Here is a 16136-nt window from a genome sequence, read left to right on the forward strand (position 1 = left end):
GGCGGCTCAATCGCCGCCGCCCTGGCGACCCGGGCTCCCGGCGGTAAATCGCCGCTTCGCGGTTCCCTCAGCTTATTCCTTCAGGCTATCGGGTCGGGCATGAGCCTGCATCCCTGCAGGCCACGCCCTCTCGGCGCATCCCTGCGCCTCGCCCCGGCCTTACGGAAACGCCTCGGCGATTTACAGCCGGACCAGGGCATCGCTGTAATTCATTCATTTTCCTGAAATAACCTTCGTCGCTTTCGGTAAAAAAATTCCTGGGGATTCCTCACCCCTGTGGGAGAGGGCCAGGGTGAGGGCACCAGACCGCACCATCCCACCATTTATTCCACCGCAAACACCTTATCCAGCCTGCTATACCCCAGCCCGTTAATCTTCTTCACCTTGATCTGCACCGGAATACGCTCTTTCATCGCCTCAACATGGCTGATCACGCCGATGGTTTTCCCGGTGGCGTTCAGCGCATCAAGCGCATCCAGCGCGGTATCCAGCGTTTCGCTGTCGAGCGTGCCAAACCCTTCATCCAGGAACAGCGAATCGATCCGTGTTTTGTGACTCACCAGATCGGAAAGCGCCAGCGCCAGCGCCAGACTGACCAGGAAGCTCTCGCCGCCGGAGAGGGTGCGGGTATCGCGCACCGCATCCGCCTGCCAGGTATCGACCACTTCCAGCTCCAGCGCGTCGCTGGCCTTACGCTGCAGCAGGTAGCGCCCGTGCAGGCGGTTAAGCTGCTGGTTGGCGAGCCAGACCAGATTGTCCAGCGTCAGCCCCTGCGCAAACTTACGGAATTTGTCGCCGGTGCTGGAGCCGATAAGCGCGTTGAGATACCCCCAGTCGTCTGCCAGACGCGCAGCCTCTTCAATTTGCTGCATCAATGCCAGCTGATGCTGCCGGTTGTCGCTGTCCTGTTTAAGCTGTTGGCGGATCTCGCCCTGATGGGTGGTGTTCTCCCGAAGCTGTTGCGCCAGCTGCTGCAGCTGGGTTTGCAGCGTGGGCGCGTCGGCGTCGAGCCCTTCCGGCCGCAGCGCCAGATGAGACTGCAGCTGCTGGTTAGCTTGCCCGCACAGCGCCGCGGCCTGCTGGATCCGGTTTTCCAGCGTCTGTTTCAGTTGTTCGAGGTGACGAAGCGTGGCTTCGTCCAGCAGCGCAGCAAGAAACGCATCCTGGTCGGCAAAACAGCTTGTGGAGAGCGCTGCGGTGAATTGCGTCTGCGACTGCTGCAGGCGCGCTTGCTCCAGCGCTTCCTGCTGCTGCTGTGCACTTAGCTGGCTTTGCAGCGACACGCACTCGTCGTGGATGGCGCGCCAGTCATCCGGAATAGTCGCTTCAGTGTCTTCACCCGGGCTTACCGGCAGCGCGTCGAGCAGCGGCTGCAGAGCGTTCATTCGTTCCTGAAGCACACCCTGCTGCGTTTGCTTCTCCTGCCACTGGGCGAATTCAGCCTCACGGGCCTGCAGCCAGGCGGCTTCATCTCCCTCTTCCGGGACGTTAAGTGATAATGAGAACAGGGTGTGCTCCAGCGCCTGTCGCGCGGCGGCCAGCTGCTGCTGATACTGCCGCTCCTGCGCCTCCTGTTCATGCAGCTGGTTTTGCAGGGTCAGACGCTGACTGAGCTGATAAAGCTGGCGCTCGTAGTGTTCCTGCTCGTTCATCCATGGCGCGATATCGTCCTGAATCGTCAACGCGACATTCAGGGACGCGCAGGTTTCCTGCCACTCTTTAGCGAGCGCTTGCTCTTCCTGAGACAGCGTCTGCGCGTCATCTGTCTCACGCTGGATCTGCTGAGTGAGAGCATTGACCTGTCCCAGCACCAGCAGACCTTCCTCTTTGAGCAAGGCGACCTCTTTTTCCAGGGCATCACGGCGACGTTGATTATCCGTCAGTTCAAGCGAGCGGTATGTCTCCACGGCAGGATGCTCGCTGGAGCCGCACAGCGGACAGGGTTTGCCTGCCTCAAGTTGAGAACGGTAATGCTCCAGCTTCTTAATTGTCGCTTCGGTTTCGCACAGGGCTTTCAAATCGAGATAGTGCTGGTTTTTCTCTTTGTACTGCTGGCGGCGCAGCGTCAGCGTTTCAGTGAGCTTCGCCTGTTCCGCCTGGGTTTTTTGCAGGATTTGCGCATTTTGCAGCAGACGCTTTTGCAGTGGCTGATAGCGCGCATGAAGCGACGTTAGCCGCTGGCGCAGCGGGCGCGTCCGGGACTGTTGCTCCATGGCGGCGCTGACCTCATCGGCGGCCAGCGTCAGCGTATTTTCCGGCATCTCTGCCAGCTTCTGGCGTAGCTCAGCCATGCGTGTGGCAAGGGTGGCGATGTGCGTTTTATCGCGGGTCAGTTGGCTGAATTGCGCGCGCCAGCCGGCCATTTCCTGGCCCAACAGGCGATAGCGTTCGTGCTCCGCCAGCCACTGCGCCAGTGCGGTCAGTTCGGTCTGAAGCTGCGCGTGATTACGCAGAGCGGTATTGCGGATCCGCGCACGCAGCGCGGTTCTGGATTGTAAGCGAGTATTTACTTCGATAATTCGCTGCCGGGTTTGCGTCAGACGCGCGGTTTGCTCCTGCAGATGTTCCCAAAGCGTGCGGAGCTGGGCGGCTGGTTGAGCAAGCTGGAGTTTGGCCAGTTCAGGCGCAGCGTCCGTCAGCGCCTGTTGCGCCTGCTGCTGCAACGCGGTGACACGCTGCTGCTCGCGCACCAGTTCATCATGGCGCGTAAGCCACTGAAAATCTTTCTGCTGGCTTTGCTGCTGTACCAGCAGGGTTTTCTCTTCGTCAGTAAGTGCCTGCAAACTTTGCTGTAACTGCTGCTGTTGCTCTTCGCTCAGCAGCACGACGCCCGCCGCCTGCGCCTCACACTTTTCAAGCCTACTGCGGGCGGATTTATGTTTCTCAAAGACCATGGCGGAGATCTGGCCGTAGATCTCGGTGCCGGTCAGCTCTTCCAGCAGTTCAGCCCGATCGCCCGGTTTGGCATTGAGGAAGGTGGCAAATTGTCCCTGAGAGAGCAGCATTGAGCGGGTAAAACGGCCATAGTCCAGTCCGGTGAGGGCAGCAGTTTGCTCCAGCTTATCCGTCACTTTGTCGGCCAGTATTTTGCCATCTTCGCAGCGCGCCAGCTCCACGCGCGGCGCCTGCAGGTTGCCGTCAGGCTGATTGCGCGCCCGGTTCTGGCTCCAGAAAGCGCGATAGGCCGTCCCTTTTACCTCAAACTCAACCTCGGCCAGACACTCGGCGGTGTCGCGCGTCATCAAATCATTTTGCGCCTGAGAAACCTTACTCAGACGTGGGGTTTCGTGATAAAGCGCCAGGCAGATGGCGTCGAGCAGGGTGGTTTTGCCTGCCCCGGTCGCACCGGTAATGGCAAACAGCCCGTTGCTGGCAAAGGGCTCAGCGGTAAAGTCAATTTTCCACTCGCCCTTGAGGGAGTTGAGATTTTTCAGGCGCAGGCTCAGAATTTTCATGCGTTTTCATCCTCATCATTGAGCGCATGCAGGGTATGGGAGAACAACTCGCTGAGCCTTGCGCGCTTCGCGTCGTCTATCTCCTCCTGCGAAAGCCTGCGTTCGAACACCTCTTCTACCTTCAGCTCGCTGAGGGTTTCACGCCGGGCGCTGAGCAGAATTTTCTCGCGCTGCTCGCGGCTGCGGCGCACCAGTAAGACTTCAACCGGCAGATCTTCAGTCAACGCCTGGATTTTCCGCTGCATATCATGCAGGTAGTCATCGGTGGTGATTTCGATATCCAGCCAGATGGGAGGATCCTGCTCGACACCGCGCCACTGCTCCAGCTGGGCGGTAATGGCGTCGAGATCGCCCTTCAGCACCGCCAGTGGCTGAGTGACCGGAACGTCCAGCGTCTCGACGGTGCTGAGTTTGCCCCCGGTGAAGCTCACCAGATGCACAGATTTGGCTTTACCCGTTTCATCGAAACTGAGTGAAAGGGGGGAGCCGCAGTAGCGAATGTGTTCGCAGCCGCCGATAACCTGCGCGCGGTGGATATGCCCAAGCGCAATGTAGTCCGCTGGCGGGAAGTTTTGCGCCGGAAAGGCGTCGAGCGTGCCGATATAGATGTCGCGAACGGCGTCACTTTTACTGGCCCCGACGGTGGTGAGATGCCCGGTCGCAATCACCGGAATCGGCTGTTCGCCGCGCAGGGCGCAGGCTTCGGCGTACTGCTGTTGATAATACTCAGTGATGGCCTGTAAAAGATGTTGCTGTTTTTGCGCGCCTGACAGCCCAGCCTGGCTTTGCACGATATCGCGGGGACGTAAAAACGGGATGGGGCACAGTACCGCCCCTGGTGTACCGTCACGTTTTTTCAGGATCTGCGGGGCGTGCCCGGCGCTGGCGACGACGGTGGTATTAAGAAAGGCCAGGATGTCGCGGGATTCGTTGAGCGTCGCGACGGAATCATGGTTACCGGCGACAATCACCAGATGACAGCCGGTTTGCTGCAAATTCACCACGAAGCGGTTATACAGTTCTCGCGCATAGCTGGGAGGAGAGCCGGTATCAAAGATGTCACCCGCCACAATAATCGCATCTACCTCATGCGCCTGGGCCATTTCCAGCAGCCAGTTCAGGAACGCGCCATGTTCAGCCGCACGGCTTTTGCTGTAAAAATTTTGACCCAGATGCCAGTCCGAGGTGTGAAGTATGCGCATAGCTGATCCGTGGCAAAAAAGAGAAAGCAGGATTATAAACCTTCAGGGAAGGGAAAATAACCGCTGTAATAAAACAACAGTTTGGCTATTGTCGTGGTACTGTTTTTCATAAATCTGTCATAAATCTGACGCATAATGGCGCCGAATTACAAACTTGTAACGTAAATAAGATAAGACAGGGCAAAGTATGGCGAGACGTATTCTGGTCGTAGAAGATGAAGCTCCAATTCGTGAAATGGTGTGCTTCGTGCTCGAGCAAAATGGCTTCCAGCCGGTTGAAGCGGAAGATTATGACAGCGCAGTGAACCAGCTGAATGAACCCTGGCCCGATCTGATTCTGCTGGACTGGATGCTGCCCGGCGGTTCCGGACTGCAGTTTATCAAGCATCTGAAGCGTGAAGCGCTGACCCGCGACATCCCGGTGGTGATGCTGACGGCGCGCGGTGAAGAAGAGGATCGCGTGCGCGGTCTGGAGACCGGTGCGGACGACTACATTACCAAACCGTTTTCACCGAAAGAGCTGGTGGCCCGCATTAAAGCCGTGATGCGCCGCATTTCACCGATGGCGGTGGAAGAGGTGATCGAGATGCAGGGACTGAGCCTTGACCCCACCTCACACCGCGTAATGACCGGTGAAAATCCCCTCGACATGGGGCCTACCGAATTTAAACTCCTGCACTTCTTTATGACTCACCCGGAACGCGTTTACAGCCGCGAGCAGTTGCTGAATAACGTCTGGGGAACTAACGTGTATGTCGAAGACCGGACGGTTGACGTACATATCCGCCGCCTGCGAAAAGCGCTGGAACTGAGCGGCCACGATCGCATGGTGCAGACGGTCCGCGGCACGGGTTATCGTTTTTCTACCCGTTTCTGAACAATGACAGGAGTGTGACGCGTGCTGGAACGTCTGTCATGGAAAAGGCTCGTTTTTGAACTGATCTTATGCTGTATTCCGGCCTTCATTCTGGGGGCCTTTCTTGGACACCTGCCGTGGTTTCTGCTGGCGTCGGTCACCGGGCTGCTGATCTGGCATTTCTGGAACCTGCTGCGCCTCTCCTGGTGGCTGTGGGTTGACCGCAGTATGACGCCGCCGCCGGGAAGCGGCAGCTGGGAGCCGCTGCTGTACGGTCTGCATCAGATGCAGATGCGTAATAAAAAGCGCCGCCGCGAGCTGGGAAGCCTGATTAAGCGTTTTCGCAGCGGTGCGGAATCGCTGCCGGATGCGGTCATTCTGACCACCGAAGAAGGGACTATCTTCTGGTGTAATGGTCTGGCGCAACAGCTGCTGGGCCTGCGCTGGCCGGATGATAATGGCCAGAATATCCTCAACCTTCTGCGCTATCCCGAGTTCACGCTGTACCTGAAAAAGCGTGATTTTACCCGACCGCACAATCTGAAGCTCAATAACGGTCGCCATCTGGAAATCCGCGTGATGCCCTACAGCGACAAGCAGTGGCTGATGGTGGCGCGCGATGTTACCCAGATGCACCAGCTGGAGGGGGCGCGTCGCAACTTCTTTGCAAACGTCAGCCATGAACTGCGGACTCCGCTGACCGTGCTTCAGGGCTATCTGGAGATGATGCAGGAGCAAACGCTTGAAGGTGCGCCGCGCGAAAAAGCGCTGCACACCATGCGCGAGCAAACGCACCGGATGGAAGGCCTGGTGAAGCAGTTGCTGACGCTCTCGAAGATTGAAGCCGCGCCAACGCTTGCGCTGAATGACACCATCGATGTGCCAATGATGCTGCGGGTCGTGGAGGGTGAAGCGCAAACCTTAAGCCACAACAGGCATCACCTGACCTTTGAGGTCGACAACACGCTAAAGGTGCTGGGCAGTGAAGATGAACTGCGTAGCGCCATTTCCAACCTGGTCTATAACGCGGTGAACCATACGCCGGAAGGGACGGACATCGTGGTGCGCTGGCACCATACCCCGACGGGAGCCGAATTTAGCGTGGAGGACAACGGGCCGGGTATCGCGCCGGAGCATATTCCGCGTCTCACCGAGCGCTTCTACCGCGTGGATAAAGCACGTTCGCGGCAGACCGGAGGAAGCGGCCTGGGGCTGGCGATTGTTAAACATGCGGTGAATCACCACGAAAGCCGTCTCGATATTGCGAGCACGCTGGGTAAAGGAACCCGCTTCAGCTTCGTGATCCCGGAACGATTAATTGCCAAAAAGATCGCCTGACAGTCGGTGTGTCATTTTACCTTTCCACGGGTCAGCCTTTGCTGGCCCGTTTGCTTTGCAGTCAGGCGAAACGCGGATGAATTTTATACGGTTGGTGCTTTTTTGTTCGCATGATTAGCCATGGCTTTTTCATGAAATTAGCGAATTATTCTGGTTCGTATTTTCATGCTGGCATATTGTTCTGGTTTTGCGATCCCTCCTTGCCTTTAAACGTTATAAGCGTTTAAATTGCGCCCCAGATACTGTCAGACCGACTGTATTTGCGTGGTAAATCGAAAAACTATTCTTCTCCACGCCAGGACGGGAGCATTTCCCGCTGAAATTGAGCAATTTTTCGGCTGTATCGTCCCGTCAGGGAAAACGAAAATCTCAATGTTTTCAACACCACATCCACAGGCAGTAAGGTTTTATGACCCATCACTTAAAATCGCGTGACATCATCGCGCTGGGCTTTATGACATTTGCGCTGTTCGTTGGCGCAGGCAACATCATTTTTCCTCCCATGGTTGGCTTACAGGCGGGTGAACACGTCTGGACGGCAGCGTTTGGTTTCCTGATTACTGCCGTGGGTCTGCCGGTGCTGACCGTTATCGCGCTGGCGAAAGTCGGTGGCGGTGTGGATAGCCTCAGCACCCCGATTGGCAAAGTGGCGGGCGTTCTGCTGGCAACCGTCTGCTATCTGGCTGTTGGTCCGCTGTTTGCGACCCCGCGTACGGCGACCGTTTCCTTCGAAGTGGGGATTGCTCCTCTGACCGGTGACGGCGCGATGCCGCTGTTTATCTACAGCCTGATTTACTTCGCGATTGTGATTCTGGTTTCCCTCTATCCGGGCAAGCTGCTGGATACCGTGGGTAACTTCCTGGCGCCGCTGAAAATTGTAGCGCTGATTGTCCTGGCGGTAGCGGCGGTTGTCTGGCCCGCAGGCCCGATCAGCGACGCGATGGACGCCTACAAAAACGCCGCGTTCTCTAACGGCTTTGTGAACGGCTATCTGACGATGGATACGCTGGGGGCGATGGTGTTTGGTATCGTTATCGTTAACGCCGCACGTTCCCGCGGTGTGACCGAAGCGCGCCTGCTGACCCGCTATACCATCTGGGCTGGCCTGATGGCCGGCGTGGGTCTGACGCTGCTGTATCTGGCGCTGTTCCGCCTGGGTTCCGACAGCGCCATGCTGGTGGATCAGAACGCGAACGGTGCGGCTATCCTGCACGCTTACGTCCAGCACACCTTCGGTGGCGCGGGCAGTATGCTGCTGGCGGCGCTGATCTTCCTGGCGTGTCTGGTGACCGCGGTTGGCCTGACCTGCGCCTGTGCAGAGTTCTTCGCGCAGTATCTGCCGCTCTCTTACCGCACCCTGGTGTTTATCCTCGGTATCTTCTCCATGGCGGTGTCTAACCTCGGTCTGAGCCACCTGATTCAGGTCTCGATTCCGGTGCTGACAGCGATTTACCCGCCGTGTATCGTGCTGGTGGTGCTGAGCTTTACTCGCCCGTGGTGGAATAACTCCTCACGAATTATTGCGCCAGCCATGTTTATCAGCCTGATTTTTGGTATCCTTGACGGGATTAAAGCATCAGCGTTTGCGCAAATACTGCCAGCCTGGACACAGCGTCTGCCGCTGTCCGAGCAGGGCCTGGCCTGGCTGATGCCTACCGTTGTTGCACTGGTGCTGGCGATTATCTGGGACCGTGCTGCAGGGCGTCAGGTGACATCAAACGCCCATTAATCAACGGCAACAAACTGTTTAACCACGGGGCTTAAGGCCCCGTGGTTTTTTGTTTTTTCGTGTTGAATGGCAAGATTTAAATGGAAAGCACTAACAAACTCAAACGTGGGCTGAGCACGCGCCACATTCGCTTTATGGCGCTGGGCTCTGCTATCGGTACCGGTCTTTTTTATGGCTCGGCAGATGCCATCAAAATGGCCGGTCCCAGCGTTCTGCTGGCCTATATCATCGGCGGCGTGGCGGCGTATATCATCATGCGCGCCCTCGGTGAAATGTCTGTTCACAATCCGTCCGCCAGCTCATTCTCGCGCTATGCGCAGGAAAACCTCGGCCCGCTGGCCGGGTTCATCACCGGCTGGACCTACTGTTTCGAAATCCTGATTGTGGCGATCGCCGACGTAACGGCGTTTGGCATCTATATGGGCGTCTGGTTCCCGGCGGTGCCGCACTGGATTTGGGTCCTGAGCGTGGTGCTGATCATCTGCGCCGTTAACCTGATGAGCGTGAAGGTGTTTGGCGAACTGGAGTTCTGGTTCTCCTTCTTCAAGGTCGCCACCATCATCATCATGATTGTGGCCGGTTTCGGCATCATCATCTGGGGAATTGGCAACGGCGGTCAGCCAACCGGTATCCATAACCTCTGGAGCAACGGTGGCTTCTTCAGCAACGGCTGGCTCGGCATGGTGATGTCGCTGCAGATGGTGATGTTCGCTTACGGCGGTATCGAGATTATCGGTATCACCGCCGGGGAAGCGAAAAATCCGGAGAAATCCATTCCACGCGCCATCAACTCCGTGCCGATGCGTATTCTGGTGTTCTATGTGGGCACGTTGTTTGTCATTATGTCCATCTACCCGTGGAATCAGGTGGGCACTAACGGTAGCCCGTTTGTGCTGACCTTCCAGCATATGGGCATCGCGTTTGCGGCCAGTATTCTGAACTTTGTAGTGCTGACCGCCTCACTTTCCGCGATCAACAGTGACGTTTTTGGCGTGGGCCGTATGCTCCACGGCATGGCGGAGCAGGGCAGTGCGCCGAAGATGTTCGCTAAAACCTCACGCCGCGGCACGCCGTGGGTAACGGTCGTGGTCATGACCGTTGCGCTGCTGTTCTCGGTTTACCTGAACTACATCATGCCGGAGAACGTTTTCCTGGTGATTGCGTCTCTCGCGACCTTCGCAACCGTCTGGGTGTGGATCATGATCCTGCTGTCGCAGATTGCGTTCCGCCGTCGTCTGTCGCCGGATGAGGCGAAAGCGCTGAAGTTCAAAGTTCCGGGTGGTGTCGCAACGACCGTCGTCGGGCTGATCTTCCTGATGTTTATCATTGGCCTGATTGGCTACCACCCGGATACCCGTATTTCCCTCTACGTGGGCTGCGCGTGGATCGTGCTGCTGCTGGTGGGCTGGGTGTTTAAGTGCCGCCGCGACCGTCAGCTGGCGGAAGCGCAGTAAGGTAAAAATGCCGGGTGGCGCTGCGCTTACCCGGCCTACACTCCCTTTTACCCCCGAAAAAAACTCCTCCCCCGTCCTCCTCCCCCAATAAATCACATCATGGTGAGCTATCCTTAACCACCCTGTGGCAAGGTGACGTCAATTTCATCAAAGGGGATTCGTGATGTTAAATGTCTGGCACCTTCCGGTTGCCCCATTTGTTAAGCAAAACAAAGACAACCTTGTGATTACGCTCTGGCTGGCCGGGGAAAACCAGCCTGAACGCGTGACGCTCCGCGCCGAAGTGGATAATGAAGAAACCACGCTGAAAATGCATAAACAGCGCAGCCAGCCGCAGCCGGGGATCACGGCGTGGCGGGCGAATATCGACCTGAGCAGCGGCCAGCCGCGCCGTCGCTACAGCTTCAAACTGCTGTGGAATAACCGTCAGCTGTGGTTTACCCCACAGGGATTTAGCCGTTTCCCGCCTGCACGGCTGGAACAGTTTGCCGTTGATTACCCGGATAACGGCCCGCAGTGGGTTAACGATCAGGTCTTTTACCAGATCTTCCCGGACCGTTTTGCCCGGAGCCAGAAGCGGACTGCCGAACAGGATAAGGTCTATTACCACCATGCGGCGGGCCATGACATTATTCTGAAAGCGTGGGATGAACCATTAACCGCGCAGGCTGGCGGCTCGACCTTTTACGGCGGCGATCTGGACGGCATCAGCGAGAAGCTGCCGTATCTGAAAAAACTGGGCGTAACGGCGCTGTATCTCAACCCGGTGTTTAAAGCCCCGAGCGTACATAAATACGATACCGAAGATTATCGCCACGTTGACCCGCAGTTTGGCGGTGATGAGGCGCTGCTACGCCTGCGTCAGAATACGCAAAATGAAGGTATGCGCCTTATTCTCGACGGGGTGTTCAACCACAGCGGCGATTCTCACGCCTGGTTTGACCGTCATAATCAGTCGATGGGCGGGGCATGTCATAACCCGGATTCGCCGCAGCGCGACTGGTACAGCTTTAACGAGGAGGGCCGTGCGCTTGACTGGCTGGGCTACCCGAGCCTGCCGAAGCTGGATTTTCAGTCGCCTTCTCTTATCAATGAAGTTTACGGCGGTGAAAACAGTATCGTCCGTCACTGGCTGAAGGCACCGTGGAATATGGACGGCTGGCGTCTGGACGTGGTGCATATGCTCGGTGAGGCGGGCGGGGCGCGGAATAACCTTCAGCACGTCGCCGGGATCACGCGCTCGGCGAAAGCGGCCCAGCCTGAGGCGTTTGTGTTTGGCGAACACTTTGGCGACGCGCGCCAGTGGCTGCAGGCCGATGCGGAAGACGCGGCGATGAACTATCGCGGCTTCACCTTCCCGCTGTGGGGTTTCCTCGCCAACACCGACATCTCCTACGATCCGAACCATATCGATGCGGAAACCTGCATGGCGTGGATGGAAAACTATCGCGCCGGTCTGTCCCATCAGCAGCAGCTGCGGATGTTTAACCAGCTCGATAGCCATGATACCGCGCGCTTTAAATCCCTGCTCGGCAAGGATGTCGCGCGTCTGCCGCTGGCGGTCACCTGGCTCTTCACCTGGCCGGGCGTACCGTGCATCTACTATGGCGACGAAGTGGGGCTGGACGGGAACAACGATCCGTTCTGCCGCAAAACGTTCCCGTGGGCGCCAGAGCAGCAGGACAAGGTACTGTTCAGTCTGTATCAGCGGCTGGCGAAGCTGCGCAAGCAGAGTCTCGCCCTGCGCTACGGCGGCTGTCAGGTGGTGTATGCTCACGATAACGTGGTGGTCTTTGTCCGGGTTTATCAGCAGCAGCGCGTGCTGGTGGCGATTAACCGGGGCGAGGCCTGCGAAGTGGTGCTGGAATATTCACCGCTGCTGGCAGATAAGACGTGGAAGAGTAAAGAGGGTAAAGCGACGTTGCAAGACGGCGTGCTTTCGCTTCCGGCGATCTCCGCGGCGGTCTGGTTCGGCAGTTAATCGCGAACGGAACGGTTTTCACCTTTTAAGATGGCGCAAATGCAACGAGTTGTGTCAATCTTAACAGATCGTTTACGGTGAAGGTGGAAACATGGACGAGCTTTACATCCTTGGCTGTTTATTTCTGGTTTTTGCGCTGGTGGTTGCGCCCGTGCTTGCGGTTATTGGCTTTAATCGAAGCTCGGCGGCACAACAGGAGATCGCCCGACTTCGCCAGCGCATTGAGGCCCTTGAACAGCGCGGCGTGGCGGAGAACGCACCGGAGCCTGAACAGGCCGTTGCGCCGGCGGACATGACCGAACCGGTGGTCGATGACGTGCCCGCGCCTGTCGACCCCTGGCGCCCGGAGAGTTCCGCCGTTGCGGCAGCGCCCGTTGCACCCCCAGCGCCAGCGACCAAACAGCCTTCTGCCTTTGGCGGCATGCTGTCGTCGCTGGTGCGCTGGTTCATGCAGGGGAATCCGCTGGCGAAACTGGGGATCCTGCTGCTCTTTCTTGGGCTTTCATTCCTGCTGCGCTATACCGTCGAGCACTCCCTGTTCCCGCTTGAGCTTCGTCTGGCCGCGACGGCGCTGTTTGCTATAGTCCTGCTGGCCCTCGGGTGGCGGCTGCGGCACAGACAGCGCGTCTATGCGCTGATCCTTCAGGGGGGCGCGACAGGCATTCTCTATCTGACCGTCTTCGGCGCTTTCCGGCTCTGGCAAATGTTGCCGATGACGTTGGCCTTTGCATTGCTGGTGGTGATTTGCGCGGCGAGCGTCGGGCTGGCAGTGCTGCAGAAGGCGCTGAGCCTTGCCATGCTGGCAAGCCTCGGTGGCTATCTTGCGCCGCTGCTGTTGTCTACCGGGGGTGGTAGCTTTGTGGCGCTGTTCTCTTTCTATCTCCTGCTTTCCATCGGCATTCTCGCGATTAGCATCTGGCAGCACTGGCGCGAGCTCAATCTCCTCGGGCTGCTGTTTACGTTCGGCGTGGGCGGCCTGTGGGGGCTGAACGACTACAGGCCAGAAGACTTTTGGGTCTGCCAGCTGTTCCTGATTGCCAACACGTTGATATTCGGCGTGCTGAGCGTGGCGCTGTCGCTGCGGGCGCAGGAGAAAGGCAAGCAGATTATTGACGGTGTCCTGCTGTTTGCCCCACCGCTGGTTGGTTTTGGCATGCAGTATGGCATGACGCAGCACTGGACCTACGGCCCGGCGCTCAGCGCACTTGGATATGGCGCCTTTTATCTTACCCTCGCGTTCCTCGCCCTGCGGCGCTATCCCTCCCTCGGACGACCGCTGGTTATGGCAGCGCTGGCAATCGGCGGCGGGTTTGCCACGCTCGCCATTCCGCTGGCGCTGTCGGCGCGCTGGACGGCAATGGCCTGGGCGCTGGAGGGGCTGGGCATCCTCTGGATGGGCGTACAACAGCAGCAGCGGCGCATGAGCTATAGCGGGACGGCGCTGCTGGTGCTGGCGCTTGGCAGCGCGCTGTGGGCGCAAACGAATGGTGTGACGTCGCTGAGCCTGCTGCTGATCTTCACCATCCTCAGCCTCTGCTGGCTGGCTGCGGCCTGGCTGTGGCGGACTCTCTTGCTGCCGGTCAGCTGGGCGCTGCTGGCAGGCGGGCTGTTGTTCTGGATAGTGGCGCAACTGGGGGCCGCGCAGCTAGTGCTGAAGCAGGAATTATCTGTTCTGGCAGGCGTGCTGGCGCTTTCGGCCGTGTCGGTCTGGGGCTGGCGGCAGGCCGCCGCGCGTCTGGCGTGGCGGGAACTGGATGCCAGCAAATGGCTGCTGTGGCCGCTGATGCTGCTGATGGTGGGTTATCAGCTCTGGCATCAGCAGGTCTTTGCCGCCGGCTGGTCAAATCTGGCGTGGTGCGTTGCGCTTCCTGCCGCGCTGATGCTGCTGTGGCGCGACGGTGAAAGGCTCCTGCCGCGTATCGCGATGGGGCTGCATCTGTCGCTGTTCTGGATGATTTTACTGGCGCTGGCCGCGGAGCTTTACTGGTTTGCCGGGTCGCTGCCGTGGGGGATGGCGGCCTGGGGCAGTGGACTGTCGATGGCCGCGGGTGGCGGTTTGATTATGGCACTCCGGGCTGCGGTACGGCGTCGCGTTTGGCCCTTCCGGGAGTGGCCTGCGCTTTATGCCTGCCTGGCACCGATCCCTGTGGTCGTGGCGCTGCTGGTATTGCTGGTCGTGACCAATTTCCAGGACGGCGTGGTCTATCGTCAGACCTGGCTACCGCTGGTGAATCCGCTTGAAGAAGGTGCCGCGTTCGCGCTGCTGGGGCTGGTGGCCATTTATCGGGCGGTGGAGCGCTACTACCCGGCATTGCTTGCGCAAGCGCGCCCGTGGCCTGCCGTCGCGCTGATGGCGTTTGGATTCTGGTGGCTTAACGGTGTGCTGATGCGCGCCCTGGCCTGGTACGGCGACGTGCCCTGGAATATGGCATCGCTGTGGGATTCGCGGCTGATCCAGACCAGCTTTGCCCTGTTCTGGATGCTGAGCGCGCTGGTGGTCATGATCCATGCCACCCGTCGGGCTTCCCGGCAGGAGTGGCTCTGCGGCGCCGTGCTGCTCGGTGTGGTGATGGTTAAACTGATGCTGGTAGATAGCGCGGGCGGAGGCGGTCTGTCGCGCGCGGTGGCGTTTATCGGCGTGGCGATACTGGTGCTGATTGTGGGGTATTTCTCACCGCTGCCGCCCAAAACAGGAGATGAAAAATGAAATGGATGAATGCGGTAGTGTGTACCGCGCTGCTTGCGCTTTGCGGCCCGGCGCTTTGCGACGAGGGACAAACGGAATCGCCACGGGACTATGCCTTTGGTCGTTCACTCGATACGTCTGCCCCTTCTCAGTGGTATCGGGTCATGCTCCCGCTTGCCGTTTATGAACAGAGCACGTCACCAGAACTGCATGATGTTCGCGTCTTTAATCAGTCGGGCGAGCCGGTACCTTTTAGCCTGGTCACCGCCACGCGTCCGCAGGCGACCCCGCAATCCACGGCGCTGCGCCTCTTCCCTCTGGACGCGTCGCCGCTTGGGCCTTCGCGAGACGCCGGTGATAGCGATAAGGTCCTGCTCCGTTCCCGCAACGGCGTGGAAATTGTGCTGGAAGGGCAAAAAACGGCCGCGTCAGGGCAACATTACCTCCTGACGCTGCCGGAGCAGAACGCAGGGGAGATTGCCCTGTCCCAGCTTCAGCTACTCTGGAATGCGCCCCGGACGCCGTGGCAGGGAACAGCGTCTGTCTATTACAGCGAGGATCTTAAGCGTTGGTTTAGCCTGCGTGAGGATATGCCCTTGCTGGATGTCGTCAGCGGTCAGGATCGTCTTAAGCTCGATCGGATCGATACTGACATGATGTTGTCTCCTGATGCGAACCGCTATCTGCTGGTGGTGCTGAATTCGGAACACCCGGGTCTGACACTGACCGGCGTAAACGCAATTAGCGCACCTGCGCAGGCCATGTCTGAAGAAATGAGTCTGGAGGCCGAGGCGGAACCGTTATCAGCAAGCGAAGCGCAATGGCACTGGATACATCCGCAGCCCCTGAGCGCGGTCAGCATCACCCTGAATGGCGACGGTGTCCTTCCCGTGGAAATCGCCTGGCGGAGTACGGAAAAAGACACATGGCACCCCCTGAAGAAAGAGGTCCTTTACCGTCTGGAGGGGAAAACATCTGCACCGGTTTCGCTCAACGGCGGACTGGTCCAGGCGGTGAAAATCACGACGCTGAATGCGCGTCTGCCGGAAAACCTGCCGGTCGTGACGGGGCATCGCGACCGCTATGACCTCGTGTTCAACGCGCAGGGGAAAGCGCCGTACGTGCTCGCCTGGGGCAACGGAGCAGCAAAGCCTGCCAGCGTGGAGCCCGACATGCTGATCCCTGCCGACCTGCGCAAAACCTATGATATGGCAAACCTGCCGCAGGCTGACATTCAGGATAATGTCGCATTAGGCGGCGAGGGGCGTTTAACCGCCACGTCCGCAGCTGAGCGGGAGAGCAGGATGAACACGCTACTGGTCTGGGGCGTGCTGATTGCGGGTGTCGTTCTGCTGGCGGGCATGGCCTGGCGCATCTGGCGAGAGACGCAGCGTAAGGCATAAAAAAAGGCCCGCATTAGCGGGCCTTCTCGTAA

Annotated in this window: 9 protein-coding genes; 7 read left to right on the top strand and 2 right to left on the bottom strand. The window is 58.5% G+C overall.

All coding sequences use genetic code 11. The features are described from left to right. Nucleotides 1–323 precede the first annotated feature (323 nt). Both sbcC and sbcD read right to left on the bottom strand, forming a co-directional pair. Nucleotides 324–3455 carry an exonuclease subunit SbcC gene (sbcC, locus tag SP99_RS04660; RefSeq protein WP_047957863.1) on the bottom strand — a complete coding sequence of 1044 codons (3132 nt, stop codon included), beginning with the start codon at nt 3453–3455 and terminating at the stop codon, nt 324–326. Beyond that, nucleotides 3452–4657 carry an exonuclease subunit SbcD gene (gene sbcD, locus SP99_RS04665; protein ID WP_047957864.1) on the bottom strand — a complete coding sequence of 402 codons (1206 nt, stop codon included), beginning with the start codon at nt 4655–4657 and terminating at the stop codon, nt 3452–3454. Before sbcD ends, sbcC begins: the two co-directional genes overlap by 4 nt. Nucleotides 4658–4844: 187 nt before the next feature. Here sbcD and phoB point away from each other — a divergent pair, with 187 nt between their 5' ends. From phoB to SP99_RS04700, 7 genes are all read left to right on the top strand, one after another. Continuing rightward, a complete protein-coding gene (gene phoB, locus SP99_RS04670) occupies nt 4845–5534 on the top strand; it encodes a phosphate response regulator transcription factor PhoB (protein ID WP_008503265.1) in 690 nt (229 codons plus the stop codon). A gap of 21 nt (nt 5535–5555) precedes the next feature. Beyond that, the gene (gene phoR / locus SP99_RS04675; RefSeq protein ID WP_047957865.1) at nt 5556–6851 is read left to right on the top strand and encodes a phosphate regulon sensor histidine kinase PhoR; all 1296 of its coding nucleotides are present in this window, start codon (nt 5556–5558) and stop codon (nt 6849–6851) included. Nucleotides 6852–7260: 409 nt separating this feature from the next. After that, nucleotides 7261–8580 (top strand): branched-chain amino acid transporter carrier protein BrnQ, encoded by a 1320-nt coding sequence (gene brnQ / locus SP99_RS04680; protein WP_025756208.1) that lies wholly within the window; start codon nt 7261–7263, stop codon nt 8578–8580. Between the two features lie 80 nt (nt 8581–8660). Beyond that, a complete protein-coding gene (gene proY / locus SP99_RS04685) occupies nt 8661–10034 on the top strand; it encodes a proline-specific permease ProY (protein WP_047957866.1) in 1374 nt (457 codons plus the stop codon). Nucleotides 10035–10197: 163 nt separating this feature from the next. Continuing rightward, the gene (gene malZ, locus SP99_RS04690) at nt 10198–12015 is read left to right on the top strand and encodes a maltodextrin glucosidase (RefSeq protein WP_047957867.1); all 1818 of its coding nucleotides are present in this window, start codon (nt 10198–10200) and stop codon (nt 12013–12015) included. Between the two features lie 91 nt (nt 12016–12106). Next, nucleotides 12107–14722, top strand: coding sequence for a DUF2339 domain-containing protein (locus SP99_RS04695; RefSeq protein ID WP_047957868.1), 2616 nt, complete (start codon nt 12107–12109; stop codon nt 14720–14722). Beyond that, nucleotides 14719–16104, top strand: coding sequence for a DUF3999 domain-containing protein (locus SP99_RS04700; protein ID WP_047957869.1), 1386 nt, complete (start codon nt 14719–14721; stop codon nt 16102–16104). Before SP99_RS04695 ends, SP99_RS04700 begins: the two co-directional genes overlap by 4 nt. The last annotated feature ends 32 nt before the right edge of the window (nt 16105–16136 follow it).

The sequence above is a fragment of the Enterobacter sp. BIDMC92 genome (genome assembly GCF_001030225.1).
GTDB lineage: Bacteria > Pseudomonadota > Gammaproteobacteria > Enterobacterales > Enterobacteriaceae > Enterobacter > Enterobacter sichuanensis.

Coding starts and splice junctions, on each gene's coding strand:
- SP99_RS04700 (WP_047957869.1), top strand. CDS start 14,719: ATGAAATGGATGAATGCGGTAGTGTGTACCGCGCTGCTTGCGCTTTGC.
- malZ (WP_047957867.1), top strand. CDS start 10,198: ATGTTAAATGTCTGGCACCTTCCGGTTGCCCCATTTGTTAAGCAAAAC.
- sbcC (WP_047957863.1), bottom strand. CDS start 3,455: ATGAAAATTCTGAGCCTGCGCCTGAAAAATCTCAACTCCCTCAAGGGC.
- sbcD (WP_047957864.1), bottom strand. CDS start 4,657: ATGCGCATACTTCACACCTCGGACTGGCATCTGGGTCAAAATTTTTAC.
- phoB (WP_008503265.1), top strand. CDS start 4,845: ATGGCGAGACGTATTCTGGTCGTAGAAGATGAAGCTCCAATTCGTGAA.
- brnQ (WP_025756208.1), top strand. CDS start 7,261: ATGACCCATCACTTAAAATCGCGTGACATCATCGCGCTGGGCTTTATG.
- proY (WP_047957866.1), top strand. CDS start 8,661: ATGGAAAGCACTAACAAACTCAAACGTGGGCTGAGCACGCGCCACATT.
- SP99_RS04695 (WP_047957868.1), top strand. CDS start 12,107: ATGGACGAGCTTTACATCCTTGGCTGTTTATTTCTGGTTTTTGCGCTG.